This window comes from Terrimonas alba (assembly GCF_042434975.1).
GTDB lineage: Bacteria > Bacteroidota > Bacteroidia > Chitinophagales > Chitinophagaceae > Terrimonas_B > Terrimonas_B alba.
Map to the genome: position 1 here is coordinate 680677 of NZ_JBHMQM010000002.1, position 17293 is coordinate 697969.

Sequence of the window (17293 nt, forward strand, 5' to 3'; positions counted from 1 at the left end):
TATGAATGAATATACAGGGAAAGGAACAGGGGACTAAAAATATTATTTTCAAAGACACTTTTTTTTACCTGATGGGTGCGGTGGCACCTATCGTGATTGGCATTGTCAGGTCGCCTATTTATACCCGGCATTTTTCCACAGAAGATTTTGGGCTTTATTCGCTTGCGTTTTTATTCTTTGGTTATATTTCGATCATTTGTTATACATGGATAATCAATTGCGGATGGAGATATTATTATCAGTACAAGCAAAAAGGAAGGTCTAAGGCATTATTTTCCAACCTGGTTTTTCTTTTTCTGCTGTTTTCCATCCTTATATTGGTTTTCTCATTCTGCTGGTATACCATGGTAGATAGTCCATTGCTTAAACGGCTTATTCTTTTATGCTTCCTGCAATTTTTTACTTCTGAAATAGTGAATCTTTTTTTAATACCGCTCCGGTTGGAGGGAGGGGCTTTTTCGTACAATATTATCCAAGTCATTCGTTCGGTTGCCGGCTTCCTGCTATTGTTAATACTCACTTTTGTTTTTGATTATGGTATCGAATCTTTTCTGACCAGTGTTATTTTCTTAAACGTTGCCCTAATAGCCGTTGTCGTTGTGCCTTACGCTATTAAAATGAAATTATCTTTCAGCCGGGTTAGTAAAAAAGATTTAATCAATTTAGTCGGGTATGGCCAGATAGGGCTGATTGCTAATCTTTGTATGGCGCTGTTGGTATCTTCTGACCGGTTTGTAATAGAACGCTATACCGGCGTGGCCGAGGTTGGTATCTATAACCAGAATTACAATATAGCGCAAATAACCATTGCTGCCCTGGTGCATGTTTATTGGGCTGCTTTGGATCCAATCTTATTAAAAACGCTGGAATTTCAGCCTGACAGTGAAACAACAAAGAAACGATTGTCGCAGGCATTTAATATCTGGCTATTGTTTTTTTTGCCGTTAACGGTCTATTTTGTGTTATATGCGAGAGAAATAGCAATAATCATGCTGGGTAAAGAATTTCGCATCGGATACCCTGTTATATTCCTGGCGGCAGTGGCCGAATTTGTGAAAGGATGGGGACGCCTTTCGGAGGAAAGATTGAAGTTCGGAAACAAAGTGCGGCTTATTTCCATCACATATATTTCAGCCGTCTTATGCAGTATCGGGTTAAATATTTTTTTTGTTCCCCTCTTCGGATATCCAGCCGCCGGCGTCACTGCTATTGTTATAAATTTTTTAGCGGCGTTTGTTTTTGGTTACGCCGTACATAGAAACTACCCTGCCATGACTATTTTTAAAGATGGTTTATTCAGAATCAGTGTCATCATTTTGGCCATACAGGTAATTATTCACTGCTTTACCAGTCCACTGAAAATGCCCCTGTATTTTTACATATTGGAAGGGGGGGTATTTGCTTTGTCTTATTTCTGGCTAATTTTAAAGAATAAACGGTTTTCATTAAAACTTGCAGAAGATAAAGAGTAAAATTCCGAAAGTCTTTCAGCCTGTTTTTCAAAAAAAACGGGAGTATGCAGAACATAACTCCCGAATGATTAATGTATGAATGCTCCTTTACGATAGGATCTTCAAATTCTTCATATAAGCCGCATTAGCTTCTACTGCTTTCAACGGAGTAGTGCCGGTATATTTTTCCTGTTCAACAATATAATATTCCATTCCGGTTTCTTTTGCTGTTTTTAAGATGGCCGGGTAGTTAATACTTCCTTCTCCAAGTGTACAGGTATCAGCAGCGTCTGTGGCACCTTTAGTGCGGTCCTTTACATGACATAGTTTGAAACGACCCTGGTATTTTTTCAACCAGGTTTCAATGTCTTGTCCACCGGCTACTACCCAATACATGTCCAGCTCATAGTCAACCAGTGAGGGGTCGGTGCCGTTCATTAATACATCCTGCGGCATTTGGCCTTCCAATTCTTTGAAGGTATAATCATGATTGTGATAAGCAAACTTTATCCCGTTCTTTTTACATATTTCGCCTTTTTGATTAAACTCGTCGGCAAACTTTTTAAAATCATCTAATTTTTTCTGCGGGCCTTTGTAAGGACAGATCAAATACTTCATTCCGATAGCCGCTGCATCAGCTGCTTTCTTTTCAAAATTTTTATTGATATCACAATGGCTGGACACAATCACCATGCCCAGGTCATCCATGTATTTTTTGAAATCCGTATTGCTCATGCCCCAAAACATTCCGTCTTTGCCTTCAAAACTTTCAATCTGTTTATAACCAAATGAAGCTACTTGTTTTAAAACACCTTTGGGATCTTTTGGCAGGTCATCACGCAATGTATATAACTGCAAACCAAATGTAGTAAGTGCTGTACCAGCTTCTGTAGCGGAAGGGCCTGCTGCTGTGGTTGAATCTTTTGATTCTGTTTCTTTTTCTTTATTCGAATCCAGCTTGCAAGCCATAGGAGCTATCACCAGGCCAGCGGCGAGATTGCCCGTTAGTCTCAAAAATGTTCGTCTTTTAAAATCCATTTTTCAATGTTTTAATTGATTGATAAAATAATTTATTCAGCCCAGGCTTTATCGCCTTTCTTGTAAGGGAAAGCTCCATCATATTTACCAGGAACAGGTACATGACGCAATGCTTGTGTGGCACCTGGTTTCGAGGTGAAGAATCCTAATAAGGTCAATTGCTTCATCATAGTAAAATAATGAGAAGGTTCTTCTTTCTTTTTGGTTTCCTGGTATTGTTTTGCTTCCTTGTCAAGTGCAGTCAACAAGCTGGTGCGCTGTTCAGGAGTAGCATTCATGAAGCTGGTATTATTGGCCTTCTTGCAGGCATCATCCAGTTTCCTGATCCCTTCATGGAATATCTGTTGGTCATTTTTGGTATAACAATCATTTACCATCACTGTCATAAATGATCCGACAGCGGCTTCTTTTGCGCCCGGGGATGATGTTTTCGGAATGATGGTTTCACCAACTTCGTCAAGAAAGCTGATGTCTTCCTCACTGAACGTAGCACCACCAAGGGCCGGTGAGTTTTTACAACCGGAAAGAAATAATTCACCACCGATCAATGCGCTACCGGTTGCTAAAGCAATCAATTTTAAAAGTTCCCTGCGTTCCATATAAAAGTGTTTAAAAGTTCAAAGTTTAATAGTTTTAAAGTTTCCGGCTCACGACTCGCAGCTTTCCTATAAGTTTCCCTTTTTTAATTCACTAACTGCAAAATCAGCGGCCCTCGCTGTCATTGCCATATAAGTCAATGAAGGATTTATACAAGAAGCCGATGTCATACAGGCGCCGTCAGTAACAAATACATTTTTGGCATCCCAAACCTGGTTGTTGCCATTCAGCACTGATGTCTTTGGATCACGCCCCATACGGGCAGTTCCCATTTCATGAATACCCATTCCATAGATATAACCGGAGTCACTTGTCTTTACATCTTTCACGCCGGCTGCTTCCAGCATTTCTTTAGCATCTTCCATCATATCCTTGCGCATCTTTTGCTCGTTCTCTTTGATTTCCGCATCCATATTCAGCACCGGCAATCCCCACTTGTCTTTAGTGTTCTTATCTAATGTGATCTTATTTTCATGATAGGGTAAAATTTCACCAAAGCCAGTGATACCGATGGTCCAGTTGCCGGGTTCAGTCAATGCTTCTTTAAAATCAGCACCGATTGCCAGCTCAGCTACCTGGCGTCTCCAGCCCTGGCGACTTGCTCCACCCTGGTAACCAAATCCCCGCACATAATCTCTTTTATCATCATAAATATTCCGGTAGCGGGGAATATAAATAGCCCCTGGTCTTCTGCCGTATTCATATTTATCATCATAACCTTCCATGCGGCCCGATGCGCCGCAACGGAAATGGTGATCCATTACATTGTGACCTAATTCACCGCTGCTGCTGCCCAAACCATCAGGCCAGATATCAGTGGCTGAGTTCATCAGCACCCAGGTTGAATTAAATGCAGAGGCGTTCAGGAAAATTATTTTTGCTTTGTATTCGTAAGTTTTATTTGTTTCTGCATCCAGCACTTCAACACCGGTGGCTTTCTTATTGTCTTTATCGTATAATACTTTTGTAACAATGGAGAAGGGACGTAATGTCAAATTACCGGTGGCCATGGCGGCAGGCAATGTAGCAGATTGAGTACTGAAATAGGCTCCAAAAGGACAACCACGCCAGCAACGATTACGGTATTGACAATTTGTTCTTCCCTGCTCGGGTTTGGGTTCGGTGATATTGGCGGTCCGTGCATTGATCATATGACGGGTGCCTTTAAAATGTTCTTTGATTCTGGCTGCCACATCTTTTTCCACCACATTCAAACCCATGCCGGGCAAAAATTCACCATCAGGCAATACTTCTAAGCCTTCTCTTGTGCCCTGGATGCCCGCAAATTTTTCCGCATGGCTGTACCAGGGAGCAATGTCTTCATAACGTATTGGCCAGTCGACACCATGGCCATCTTTTAGGTTGGCTTCAAAATCCCATTTATTAAAACGATAGCTATGTCTTCCCCAGGTAAGCGAACGACCACCGACATGATAGCCCCTGAACCAGGTAAACGGTTTTGTCTCCGTGAAAGGACATTCTTTATCTTTTACCCAAAAATCAAGCACTGTCTCATTCAAAGGGTAATCCCTTTTTAGGTTTGGATAGTCTTCTATCATCTGCTGCGTTCTTTCGCCCCGGTGTGGAAACTCCCAAATCTCTTTGTTCGCATTTACATAATCTTTTACATGCTCCACATTGCGGCCACGCTCCAGCATCAGCACTTTTAAACCCTTTTGGGTTAATTCTTTCGCTGCCCAGCCACCACTGATACCTGAACCGACTACGATGGCATCATAGGTATTTTGCTGTTCAGCCCTGTTATTGATATTAACTTTTGTAGTATCGGGCATTGGTTAGAGGTTTCCTTTTTTTAATTCATTGACTGCGAAATCTGCGGCCCGTGCTGTCAATGCCATATAAGTCAGGGAAGGGTTGACGGAAGAAGCTGATGTCATACAAGCTCCGTCTGTTACAAACACATTCTTTGCATCCCATACCTGGTTATTAGCATTGAGCACAGATGTTTTAGGATCACGACCCATCCTGGCAGTTCCCATTTCATGAATGCCACGGCCCGGAGTACCATCGCCATCCCAACTATGTACATTTTTTACTCCGGCAGCTTCCAGCATTTCTTTAGCATCATTTTGCATATCGATCCGCATCTTCTTTTCATTTTCTCTCAGTTCCACATCGATGGCGAGTATATTCAATCCCCATTTATCCTTTTTGGTTTTGTCCAACGTGATCTTGTTTTCATGAATCGGTATCATTTCGCCAAAGCCCCCCATTCCCATCGTCCAGCTGCCCGGCTCACTGATGGCGTCTTTAAATGCTCCGCCGATATTCAATTCAGCTATTTCCCGGCCCCATCCCTGGCGACTTGCACTACCCTGGTAACCGAAGCCCCGCAAGTAATCCCGTTTATCAGTTCCAATATTTCTATAGCGTGGTATGTATATGCCATTTGGCCTGCGGCCAAATATGTATTTGTCTTCATATCCTTCCACTACGCCAGAAGCGCCTACACCTAAGTGGTGATCCATCACATTATGACCTAATTCGCCGGAACTGCTTCCTAATCCATCGGGCCAGATATCAGTAGCAGAGTTCATCAATATCCAGGCAGAGTTGAGCGCCGAAGCATTTACAAAAACGATCTTCGCTTTGTACTCATAGGTTTTATTTGTTTCTGCATCCAGTATTTCAACGCCGGTCGCTTTTTTGCTATCCTTATCATATAAAATTTTAGTAACAATAGCAAAAGGGCGCAGGGTAAGATTGCCGGTTGCCATTGCTGCCGGCAATGTAGAAGATTGAGTACTAAAGTAAGCTCCGAATGGACAGCCTCTCCAGCACCGGTTCCGGTATTGACAATTTACTCTTCCCTGTTCAGGTTTCGGTTCGGTGATATTGGCTGTCCGCCCAATAAACATATGCCGGGTACCTTTATAATGTTGTTTTATTCTTGCTGCTACATCTTTTTCTACAACATTCATATCCATCGGCGGCAAAAACTCTCCATCGGGTAAAACCGCAAGACCTTCTTTGGAACCGCTGATACCCGCAAATTTTTCTGCATAGCTATACCAGGGCGCCAGATCTTTATAGCGGATAGGCCAGTCTACACCATAACCATCCTTAGCATTCTCTTCAAAATCCTGTTCACTCCAGCGATAACTTTGACGACCCCACATCAGTGATCGGCCTCCTACATGATAGCCGCGAAACCAATCGAATCGTTTAATTTCTGTATAGGGACTTTCACTGTCTTTTACCCAATAATCCAATACGGTTTCATTGAGTGGATAGTCACGTTTCAACACCGGATAATCTTCTATCATTTTTTGTGTCCTTCCGCCTCTATGAGGAAATTCCCAAATCTCTTTGTTCGCATTCACATAATCTTTTACATGTTCTATATTTCGACCACGTTCCAGCATCAGCACTTTCAGTCCTTTTTGGGTCAATTCTTTTGCAGCCCAGCCACCACTGATACCTGAACCGATCACAATTGCATCATATACATTATCTGCCATAATATGAGGATATAGTTTATTATTTATTGTTTTTTGTTACCAGCATTAGTACTGCTATCAGCTTGGTTGCGCCTGCCTGCCGGTAGGCAAGTCCGCACTCTTGTGCTTTTTGTTCGCTACTGAGCTCTGAGCTTATCGAAGAGTCGAAGTAGCGGCAACCCACCCCTGGTCGATTAAAGAAATAAGTTTACGTAATTCGCTCCGCCCGCTGGCGGAAGGGGAAGGTTCTCTATAATATTTTTCTATGACTTCGGTTTTCAGCAATCTCAATTTTATTTAAACCATTTCGAAAAGCAAGCCTGCCTGACGGTAGGCAGGGGCTGTGTTTCTGCATGTCCCTCCTGACTTGTCGAATGATCAGGGGGTTGTGGGTTACTATACATCGCACACTTTAACCGCATATTTCAATGCTGCCAGTTTATCTTCTGTTGTTTTACCAGTAGGAATGAATTCCTGGGCTACATATCCTTTATGTCCGGTGTCAAGGATTGCTTTCATGATAGCGGGATAAAACAATTCCTGGGTTTCATTGATCTCATGCCGGCCGGGAACACCTGCAGTATGATAATGCCCGATATATTGATGATTATCCCGGATGGTTCTTATCACATCGCCTTCGTCAATTTGCATGTGGTAGATGTCATATAATAGTTTGAAGTTGGGTGAACCCAATTGCTTGCAGAGTTCAACTCCCCACGGCGTTTTATCACACATATAATCTTTATGATCCACTTTGCTATTTAGCAATTCCATTTGAATAATCACATTGTGTTGCTCTGCCAGGGGTAAGATTTTTTTTAATCCTTCCACGCAATTCTTCAGACCGGTAGTGTCGTCCATGCCATTGCGATTGCCGCTAAAACAGATCAGGTTTTTGTATCCTGCTTTTGCCACAAGGGGAATTGCTTCCAGGTAATCTTTTACCAACTGATCATGAAATTTTGGATTGTTCCACCCTTCATTGAGGCTAACTTTTCCGCCAATATAACACATGGAGCATTCAAGCCCGTGCTTTTGAAGCGTTGGCCAATCTTTCGGGCCAATCAGGTCAATGGCCTTTAGCCCCATTTTTTTTGCTTCTGCACAAAGTTCATCAAGTGGCATAAAGCCATAGGTCCATTGGCAAACCGAATGATTAATGTTGCCTTTTAATTTTTGTTCGTCCATAGTATCAGTGGCACATGCCTGGAATGGAGGAATGATCGCTGTCGCTAAAGTTCCGGCTGCCAGTTGTTTTAATAATTTACGTCGGGATGTTGTTTTGTTTGTCATTTTTTTGAGCCTTACAAGTTACAAATGAATTATGGTATCGCCTGAATTAGACTGTAATATTTGTCTTTTTTTCATCCTTGAATAAAACGGAGAATAATAAAAATACCACCGCAGCAATGATAGCGGGGATAAGCCAGATCATTTTATAATCAAATTCTTTATCCGAAATCTTGTATGAGTCGGTGATCATACCGGCTACTTCAAACCCAATCAGCATTCCTACACCGTACGTGGCTAATGTAATAAGACCTTGTGCAGCACTTTTGTATTTTTCTCCGGCCTTCGAATTGGTATAAATATAGCCTGAAACAAAAAAGAAATCATAACATATGCCGTGCAGGGCGATACCGATCAGCAACATAAAACTCAGATCGCCTGCATTGCCAAATGCAAATAAAACATATCGAAGCGCCCAGGCCAGCATGCCGATCAATATGGTTTTTTTGAAGCCGTATTTTTTAAAGAACAAAGGTAATAGCAACAGGAACAAGACTTCCGAGATCTGTCCAATCGTCATTTTACCGGTTGGATTTGTTACACCTATGTTTGATAGAAAGGCATGGGTATTTTGATAATAAAAAGCAAGCGGGATACAAATAAGAATGGATGAGATAAAGAAAACAGCAAAATTTTTGTCTTTCAGCAATTTTAATGCATCCAGCCCAATGATCTCTTTTATACTCACCTTTTCACCACTTTTTTTAGAAGGTGGTGTTTTGGGTAATGTGAAGCTAAATAATCCCAAAATAAGAGAGGCAACGGAAGCCATTAAAAAGGTATTTTTTAAAAATCCTTTGGCGGTGTTTTCTTCGGTATCCCAATGAAATAAAAAGCTGATCAACAAACCCGCCACAATCCAGCCAATTGTTCCCCATACACGGATGCTGGAAAATTCTTTCTCGGGGTCTTTCATTTGATTAAATGAAACTGAATTTACCAGCGCTATAGTTGGCATGTAAAGAATCATATATGCCAACACGTATGGATAGAATACAGCGATGCTATCGGAATTATACATCTGGTACATCAGGATGGCCCCAACAATATGAAGAAAGCCCAATATTTTTTCAGCATTAATATACCTGTCTGCAATCAGGCCGATGATAAAAGGAGCAATGATGGCACCCCATGATTGGGTGGAAAACACACTCGCCGTCTGGCCCCCGGTTGCACTTAGGTTAGTACTTAAAAATGTTCCGAGTGTAACAAACCAGCTTCCCCAAATGAAAAATTCAATAAACATCATCAGGGAGAGCTGGATACGGGTTGTCGATTTCATGTAATCTGAAAAAAATTAAGAAGATGTATACTGAATTTTTTTATTGTGATCAGGCTACCGCTGGTTTAAGTTTGTTCTTTCTTACGAAATAGATAATTGTAAAAATAACCAACAGGATAGCCGGCATTATAGCCACCTTCATGAAAGTCTCCGATCCTGCTATTGCTTCTGCCCTGGATGGATCAATTCCCTCAGCAATAGCTTTTGCTTTCGCCTCATCAAGCCATTTTCCCATAACAGGTAAAATTAAAGAAACAGAAAACATGCCGGCGCCTCCCATTAGTGAAAGGCCAAGTGCGCCGGATTTGGGTACATATTCAGATACAAAACCGAGCATGGTGGGCCAGAAAAAACAAATTCCTATTGCAAAGACGGCGGCAGCGCCAAATGCAGCATATCCGCTTGACTGACTTAACAGCAATAAACCAATTCCTGCGAATAAAGCTGAAAAGATCAGCATTCCATTCGGATTAAGACGATGAACAACAGGGCCTGCAAATGATCTACCTAAAGCCATAATTCCGAAAATGAAAACCAACACCAGGATTCCGGACACACCTGACCCTTCAAGCAAAGCCAATATCCATGTAGTAGTACCCAATTCAGTAGCGGCAGTCAAAAACATACAAGCCAGCATGATGAGAAATAGTGGGTTCAAACAAGCGGCGAACATTTCCTTTGTACTTACGCCTGTTGTCACTCTTTCTGTTTGAGGAAATTTTAACTTGAAAAACAAAAAACCATAGATAGCAACTGCTATAAATAGAGGCACAAGAAGAATTCTCCAGTCAAGATTCAGTTGTGTAAGAACAACAAAAGCTAACAATCCGCCAATTACATTTCCTCCCGGGAACCAAACGTGGAAGCGGTTCAACATAGTGGTTTTGTTATTTGGATATAGCGAAACAACAAGTGGATTGCAAGCTGCTTCTACCATTCCATTACCAATACCAATACAAAGTGTACCAATAAACAGCATGGTGGCGTCTTTAGCTATAATATAAATAATAGCTCCGGCAATATGACCTATAAATGCGAAGACTAACAATCGTTTCATACCAAGTACATCACACAGAGGTCCCCCAATTACCATCGCCAGAGTAAATCCCCAGAAGGCAGGACTAAATATCCATCCGACTTGTTCTTTAGTGAGATTAAATTCAGCGCCCCATACTCCTTCTAAAGATGCACGAAAAGCGAAAGTGAGTGAGGTGAAAATTAAAGCAATACAACTAGCCAGGAAAAGTTGATTTCTATTTACAGCTTGCATGTCGTTAGATTTGTAATTAAGATTGTTGTAAAAGCTAAATGTACTATTTTTAAAACCATATTTATTTTACGAGAGAAAAAAATAATTCTCTCTTCACTAACAAATGTTTGAAATGTTGCATAGAAAATTACGAATGGGAATGGTAGGGGGCGGCCCTGGTGCTTTTATTGGCGGAGTACACCGCATTGCAGCCAATATGGATGGCGAAATTGAATTGGTATGCGGTGCTTTTAGCAGCGATCCAGAAAAATCTAAACAGGCTGGTGAGTTGTTAAACCTGCCGCCACAGCGCATCTACGGATCATATAAAGAAATGATACGAGCTGAAAACTCATTGCCTGTAGATGAGCGAATGGATTTTGTAAGTATCGTCACTCCGAATCATGTTCATTTTGAACCAGCCAAACTGGCATTAGAAAATGGATTTCATGTAGTGCTTGACAAGCCCTTGGCATTTGATTTAAGAGAGGGTAAAATTCTACAAGAAATAGCGAAAAAAAGTCAATTGTTTTTTTGCCTCACACATACCTATACAGGTTATCCAATGGTTAAAGAAGCAAGACAACAGGTATTAAGCGATAAGTTTGGAAAAATTCGTAAAGTGTATGTGGAGTATCCGCAAGGATGGTTGTCTGATTTTTTAGAAGAGCAGGGAGGAACTCATCACTCACGCAAGCAGGCAGCCTGGCGTACAGATCCTGCTCAAAGCGGAATCGCCGGTGCAATGGGTGATATAGGCACTCATGCATTTAACCTGGCAGAATACGTTAGTGGTTTGAACGTAACAAAACTTTGTGCTGACATTAATATTGTAGTGGAAGGAAGAAAGTTGGATGATGATGGAAATGTTTTGTTGAAATTTGACAATGGGGCCAGCGGCGTTTTATTTGCCACACAAATCGCCGCCGGTGAAGAAAATAATTTGAAGATAAGAGTGTATGGTGAAAAAGGCGGTGTGGAATGGCAACAGGAAGATGCCAATACATTATTGGTAAAATGGCTGGATAAACCAACAGAAGTGTACAGAACAGGCACTCCTTATTTAACCAGTTATGCAAAACATAACTGCCGTGTTCCTGCTGGTCACCCTGAGGCTTACCTGGAAGCATTTGCCAATCATTACAGAAATTTTGCATTATGTGTGAAAGCAAAAATGAGTGGCGGCGAACCGCAGCCTGAATGGCTTGATTTCCCCGGTGTCGATGAAGGTGTAAGAGGAATGGCTTTTGTGGAAAAGGTGATTGAAAGCGGGAAGAGTGAGAGGAAGTGGATCGAATTAAGTTAATAATATGTTTCCGGTTACCAGTTACCGGTAACTGGTAACAAATAATCGTCAAAAAAACAACAATTAGATATAACAATGACTACAATTCAAGGACCCGGAATTTTCCTGGCACAGTTTCTCGACGATAAGCAGCCATTCAATAATCTTAGATCCATTTGCTTATGGGCAGAGGGTTTAGGATTCAAAGCTGTTCAGATCCCCACCTGGGATCCACGATGCATCGATATACAAAAGGCAGCTGAAAGCAAAACCTACGCTGATGAGATAAAAGGCATCATCAACGAATGTGGATTGGAAATATCTGAATTGTCCACACACTTGCAGGGACAACTGGTAGCCGTGCATCCTGCCTATGACGACCTGTTTGATGCTTTTGCACCGGATGCTGTAAAGAAAAATCCCAAGGCCAGAACAGAATGGGCCATCCAGCAATTGAAATATGGAGCAAAAGCCTCGCAAAATTTAGGATTGAAAGCTCACGCAACATTTAGTGGGTCGTTATTGTGGCACACATTTCATCCATGGCCGCAACGTCCCGCCGGATTGGTCGACGAAGGATTCAAAGAATTAGCTAACAGGTGGTTGCCTATTCTCAATTATTTTGACGAATGCGGTGTAGATGTGTGCTATGAGATCCATCCCGGGGAAGATTTATTTGATGGCGTTACATATGAAATGTTTTTAGAAAAGGTAAATAATCATGCCCGTGCATGCCTGCTTTACGATCCTTCGCATTTTGTATTACAGCAGTTAGACTATATTCAATACATCGATTTTTACCATGAAAGAATAAAAGCTTTTCATGTAAAAGATGCAGAATTCAATTCAACCGGTAAGCAGGGAACATTCGGTGGTTATCAAAGTTGGCTGAACCGGGCAGGACGTTATCGTTCTCCGGGTGATGGGCAGGTTGATTTTAAGACTATCTTCAGCAAACTGACCGAATATGATTACAAAGGTTGGGCCGTGATGGAATGGGAATGTTGTTTGAAACATCCCGAAGATGGTGCAAGGGAAGGAGCTGAGTTTATTCAAAAGCATATTATCCGGGTTACGGAAAAAGCATTTGATGATTTTGCCGGTGTAAAAGCTGATGAAGCATTTAATCGCTCATTATTAGGATTGAGTTAATATTTTTGTGTCACTAAAATAAACAAACCATGAAAAGAATATTTGTTACGGTTATAACACTTGCAACCCTCGCATCCTGCGGCGGTGGCAACACAGAGAAAAAGGATACTGCTACTGAATCAAAAGAAGAAAAAGCAGCGCCGGCTGAGACTCCCATTTCTGAACATCCCGATTACCAGGCTGGCTTAGCATTGATCGCAAAAAGCGATTGTTTAACCTGTCATAAAGTGGATGAAAAGTTAACAGGTCCTGCTTACAGGGAAGTAGCTAATAAATATGCAAGTGAAGGTTCCGACATCGTTCCCAAATTGGCTGAAAAAATTATCAAAGGAGGTGTAGGAGTTTGGGGTCAGGTACCCATGACGGCACATCCCACCCTGTCCCAGGCAGATGCTGAACAGATGGTTAAATACATTCTTTTATTAAAAAATTAATACCCCTTCATGTTAAAACACATTCTGATTATTAGCTCGTCAGCGCTGCTGTTTGCCTGTAATAATGCTTCCTCCAAAAAGACTTCCCAAGCTTCTGCTATGTCGCCCAATACACTTACGCAACAAGAAAAAAAAGAAGGCTGGGAATTGCTGTTTGACGGAACAACTACAAACGGTTGGCATAAGTATGGAAACAGCCCGGTTGGTGCTGCATGGGGTGTGGAGGATGGAACGCTTCATTTGAATGCAGCAATAAAAGATGCAGGTGGAGATATCGTCACTGAGCAGGAGTTTGATAATTTTCATTTCAAGTATGACTGGAAGATCGACACAAATGGAAATAGCGGTGTTATTTTTTATGTGCATGAAGATGCGGCGAAATATAAATGGCCCTGGTACACTGGTCCTGAAATGCAGGTATTGGATAATAATGGCCACCCCGATGCCAAAATTATTAAACACAGAGCGGGTGATCTGTATGACCTTATTTCCAGTTCAAAAGAAACAGTGAAGCCAGCTTTGGAATGGAACACGGCTGAAATCAAATGTGTAAATGGCAAGCTGGATTTATATCTCAACGGGGAAAACATAGTTTCAACTACTATGTGGGATGATAACTGGAAAAAAATGGTTGCCGGTAGTAAATTCAAGAGCCTGTCCGATTTTGGCACCTATAAAAAGGGAAAGATCGCTTTGCAGGATCACGGTAATAATGTGTGGTACAGAAATATTAAGGTGAGAAAACTGTAAGCTTTCCTAAAAAGAAATGAAAAAGGAGGGACTGATAGTCCCTCTTTTTTTATGCAAAAAATAGAGGTATTTTTCTACTACTAAAACCAACTATTATGAACACAGCGATTTTGTCCAACATTAACTGGCTGGCAGTATTAGTTGCCACTATTACTTATTTTATGTTAGGGGCAATCTGGTATTCCAAAGCCCTATTTGGCGCCAAATGGGCTTCACTGGTAGGGATTGAGATGAATGATCCGGAAAAAGGAAAGGGAATGGCCCAAATGATGATTGGAACATTTGTTCTTATCCTGCTCACCAGTGTTGGTCTTGCGTTGCTGATCAACCGAATCGATTTGCACCTTCTTCCTTCAGGGCTTAAGCTGGGGTTGATAACAGGAATTTGTTTTGCAACTACTTCAGTTGCTATTTCATTTATCTATGAAAGCCGGCCTACCGCATTATACTTTATTGATTGCGGCTATCACCTTGCGGGTCATATACTAGCAGCCATTATACTGGTGCTTTGGAGGTAATTATAATAAAAGATGACAGTTGACAAGTAAGGAGAAAATTGATTTTCCCAATAACCGGTCGACTGTCATCCGTTAACTATAAAATCTTAATCTTCTACTTTGGTGATCTTTAACACGTTTGTAGGCAAGTGCAGGTGAACCGGAGTACTACCTGTACTTACAATGATATCACCTGTTTTTAAAAAACCACGTTCTTTTAAAATAACTATTTGATCATGAAAGATATCATCCAGACTTTCTTCCTCGTCGTAGTAGAATGCCCTAACACCCCAGCTCAAACTTAATTGATTCACCAGCGTACGCTTTTTGGTGAATATATATAAAGGAGATTTTGGACGATAGCTACTCAACATCCAGCCGGTATAACCACTTTGCGTCATTCCGATCAGGGCGTTGGCTGAAATATCGCTGGCGATCTTACAGGCATTGTAACAAATAGCATCGCTCAGGAATGAAGGGGAGTGGGCAATAGGCTTTAAATCCTGTTCACGGTCATAACGATACTCCGTTCGCTCAACCTCCATGATGATCTTACGCATGGTTTCTACCACCAATGCCGGGTGCTGTCCTGTTGCTGTTTCTCCGCTTAACATCACGGCATCAGCTCCTTCCAGTACAGCATTGGCAACGTCGGTGATTTCACTACGGTTGGGTTTCACCCGGTCGATCATACTTTCCATCATTTGCGTAGCAACGATCACAGGTTTGCCGCGGTGAATACATTTGCGGATGATATCCCGTTGTGCCATGGGGACTTTTTCAACGGGCAACTCTACTCCCAGGTCGCCACGTGCCACCATCACACCATCCGATTCAAGTATAATATTGCGTAGGTCTGTAAGAGCCGATGGCATTTCAATTTTCGCCATCACCTTGATGGAGCTTTTCTTGTCCGTTACCAACTTTTTCAGATTAATGATATCTTCTGCTTTACGAACAAAAGACAAGGCTATCCAATCCAGTTCATTTTCAACGATGAACTCAAAGTCTTCCATGTCTTTTTCCGTCATAGCCGGCAGCGAAATAGCTGTATCCGGAAGATTCACGCCTTTTTTGGGAAGTAACATGCCGCCGTAGGTCACTCTCACTTTTACATCACCGGATGCTGTAACCTCAACCACTACTACTTCCAGTTTACCATCATCGATCATTATTTTTTCTCCCACTTTCACATCATTGTGCAGGTTGGGATAAGAAATATAAATTTTTTCTTTAGTGCCCACCACTTTTTCCTTGGATGTAAAAGTGAGGATATCACCGGGTTCTATTTTCAATGCCCCGTTTTCAATATCGCCCACCCGAAGTTTAGGGCCCTGCAGGTCTCCCAAAATAGCGATGTTATACGGTTCGTTTTTGTTGATTTTACGAATATGATCGATAATCATCGCCTTGTTCTCATGAGTGCCGTGAGAAAAGTTGAGCCGGAATACATTGACGCCTACTTTTACGAGTTCCAATAATTTTTCATAGGTATCACAGGCAGGTCCAACCGTTGCAACGATTTTGGTTTTATGATAAGTATGCAAAATGCCGGCATCCTTATCCATTTCTTTATGGAAATATTTTTGAGCTTTTTTAGTCATGTTGTGTAGTTAGTTATTAGAGTGATTCCTGGGTTACGTTTTCTTCTCTTAAGATGCAAGAATCTTAACGATCTTCATCCATTCCTGCCCTATCTTTTGTTTTTCTTTTACTGCTTTATCAAGTGGTGTGTAATGTATTTTATTGTTAATTACACCTACCATTACATTCCGGCGGCCAACCAGCAAACTCTCCACCGCATAATAGCCCATGTGACTTGCGATTAGTCTGTCGTCGCAGGTAGGTGATCCGCCACGCTGAATGTGACCGAGTACACAAATACGTACGTCAGCAGTCGGCAGTCTTTTTTTAATGATTTCGGCAAGGCCGCTGGCGCCACCCGCTTCGTCATAGCCTTCGGCAACCACGATCAGGTTTACCAGTTTCTTTCTCTTCTCTTTTTCAGTAAGCCCGGCAATGATTGTTTCAATATCTGTTTTTGTTTCCGGAATCAGGATATTTTCAGCGCCGGTAGCAATACCGCTATGCAGGGCGATATAACCAGCATCACGCCCCATCACTTCTACTATAAAAAGACGGTCGTGTGCATCCATGGTATCCCGGATCTTATCGATGGCGCTGATGGCTGTATTGACGGCTGTGTCAAAACCGATAGTAACATCGGTGCCGGCCATGTCTTTATCAATTGTACCGGGAAGACCTATACAGGGAATATCAAACTCATTGCTGAAAATTTGTGCGCCGCGAAAGCTACCATCACCACCAATGATCACAAGGCCGTCAATGCCCCGTTTGCTAAGGTTGGCATATGCTTTTTTACGGCCCTCATATTCCATAAATTCTTTACAACGTGCTGTTTTTAATATAGTACCGCCACGCTGAATTATATTGGCTACTGATCTTGACTCCATTCTAAAGATATCGTCTTCGAGCATGCCCTGGTATCCGCGCATAATACCGTAAACTTCAAGACCGTGATGAATACCTGTACGTACTACCGCCCGGATTGCCGCATTCATGCCCGGTGAATCGCCTCCTGATGTTAGAACCCCAATCTTTGTGACTTTTTTTGACATTAGATTTTGTAAATAGCTGTTTTATAAATAAATCTTGTTTTTAATACCAGTCCCATTCAAAATGGTCCTTAAAAAACGCACCAAAAGTAAGGTTTTGTTCGCATTGTGTGTGGGTGCAACATATTCCTTAAAAAACTATACGAATAGGTGTTAGTCGGGTTTCTGATT

15 protein-coding genes are annotated in these 17293 nt (G+C 41.7%); 6 read left to right on the forward strand and 9 right to left on the reverse strand.

Annotated features, from left to right (window positions below):
* Positions 1–5: 5 nt before the first annotated feature.
* Positions 6–1472, forward strand: coding sequence for a lipopolysaccharide biosynthesis protein (locus ACFEL9_RS07765; protein ID WP_385887992.1), 1467 nt, complete (start codon positions 6–8; stop codon positions 1470–1472).
* An 87-nt stretch (positions 1473–1559) separates the two neighbouring features.
* Here the strand turns inward: ACFEL9_RS07765 and ACFEL9_RS07770 are convergent, their stop codons facing one another.
* The 7 genes from ACFEL9_RS07770 to ACFEL9_RS07800 form a co-directional block, all read right to left on the reverse strand.
* Positions 1560–2489: a sugar phosphate isomerase/epimerase family protein gene (locus tag ACFEL9_RS07770; protein ID WP_385887994.1), complete on the reverse strand. Its 930-nt coding sequence runs from the start codon at positions 2487–2489 to the stop codon at positions 1560–1562.
* A gap of 32 nt (positions 2490–2521) precedes the next feature.
* Positions 2522–3088: a gluconate 2-dehydrogenase subunit 3 family protein gene (locus tag ACFEL9_RS07775; protein WP_385887996.1), complete on the reverse strand. Its 567-nt coding sequence runs from the start codon at positions 3086–3088 to the stop codon at positions 2522–2524.
* 66 nt (positions 3089–3154) lie between these two features.
* Positions 3155–4879 (reverse strand): GMC oxidoreductase, encoded by a 1725-nt coding sequence (locus ACFEL9_RS07780; protein WP_385887999.1) that lies wholly within the window; start codon positions 4877–4879, stop codon positions 3155–3157.
* A gap of 3 nt (positions 4880–4882) precedes the next feature.
* Positions 4883–6568 carry a GMC oxidoreductase gene (locus ACFEL9_RS07785; protein WP_385888002.1) on the reverse strand — a complete coding sequence of 562 codons (1686 nt, stop codon included), beginning with the start codon at positions 6566–6568 and terminating at the stop codon, positions 4883–4885.
* A gap of 375 nt (positions 6569–6943) precedes the next feature.
* Positions 6944–7840 carry a hydroxypyruvate isomerase family protein gene (locus tag ACFEL9_RS07790; protein WP_385888004.1) on the reverse strand — a complete coding sequence of 299 codons (897 nt, stop codon included), beginning with the start codon at positions 7838–7840 and terminating at the stop codon, positions 6944–6946.
* A 46-nt stretch (positions 7841–7886) separates the two neighbouring features.
* Positions 7887–9119 (reverse strand): nucleoside permease, encoded by a 1233-nt coding sequence (locus tag ACFEL9_RS07795; protein ID WP_385888007.1) that lies wholly within the window; start codon positions 9117–9119, stop codon positions 7887–7889.
* Between the two features lie 49 nt (positions 9120–9168).
* Positions 9169–10389, reverse strand: coding sequence for an MFS transporter (locus ACFEL9_RS07800; RefSeq protein ID WP_385888009.1), 1221 nt, complete (start codon positions 10387–10389; stop codon positions 9169–9171).
* Between the two features lie 112 nt (positions 10390–10501).
* Between ACFEL9_RS07800 and ACFEL9_RS07805 the strand changes: the two genes are divergently transcribed.
* From ACFEL9_RS07805 to ACFEL9_RS07825, 5 genes are all read left to right on the forward strand, one after another.
* Complete coding sequence (locus tag ACFEL9_RS07805) at positions 10502–11674, forward strand: Gfo/Idh/MocA family protein (RefSeq protein WP_385888012.1); 1173 nt, start codon at positions 10502–10504, stop codon at positions 11672–11674.
* Between the two features lie 75 nt (positions 11675–11749).
* On the forward strand, positions 11750–12805 hold the full coding sequence (locus ACFEL9_RS07810) for a sugar phosphate isomerase/epimerase family protein (RefSeq protein WP_385888015.1): 1056 nt from the start codon (positions 11750–11752) through the stop codon (positions 12803–12805).
* Between the two features lie 29 nt (positions 12806–12834).
* Positions 12835–13239: a c-type cytochrome gene (locus tag ACFEL9_RS07815; protein ID WP_385888018.1), complete on the forward strand. Its 405-nt coding sequence runs from the start codon at positions 12835–12837 to the stop codon at positions 13237–13239.
* Between the two features lie 9 nt (positions 13240–13248).
* Positions 13249–13989 carry a 3-keto-disaccharide hydrolase gene (locus tag ACFEL9_RS07820; RefSeq protein ID WP_385888021.1) on the forward strand — a complete coding sequence of 247 codons (741 nt, stop codon included), beginning with the start codon at positions 13249–13251 and terminating at the stop codon, positions 13987–13989.
* Positions 13990–14084: 95 nt separating this feature from the next.
* Positions 14085–14507 carry a DUF1761 domain-containing protein gene (locus ACFEL9_RS07825; protein ID WP_385888023.1) on the forward strand — a complete coding sequence of 141 codons (423 nt, stop codon included), beginning with the start codon at positions 14085–14087 and terminating at the stop codon, positions 14505–14507.
* Between the two features lie 86 nt (positions 14508–14593).
* Here the strand turns inward: ACFEL9_RS07825 and pyk are convergent, their stop codons facing one another.
* Both pyk and pfkA read right to left on the reverse strand, forming a co-directional pair.
* On the reverse strand, positions 14594–16090 hold the full coding sequence (gene pyk / locus ACFEL9_RS07830; RefSeq protein WP_385888026.1) for a pyruvate kinase: 1497 nt from the start codon (positions 16088–16090) through the stop codon (positions 14594–14596).
* A 48-nt stretch (positions 16091–16138) separates the two neighbouring features.
* Positions 16139–17125 (reverse strand): 6-phosphofructokinase, encoded by a 987-nt coding sequence (gene pfkA, locus ACFEL9_RS07835; RefSeq protein ID WP_385888027.1) that lies wholly within the window; start codon positions 17123–17125, stop codon positions 16139–16141.
* Between the last annotated feature and the right edge of the window lie 168 nt (positions 17126–17293).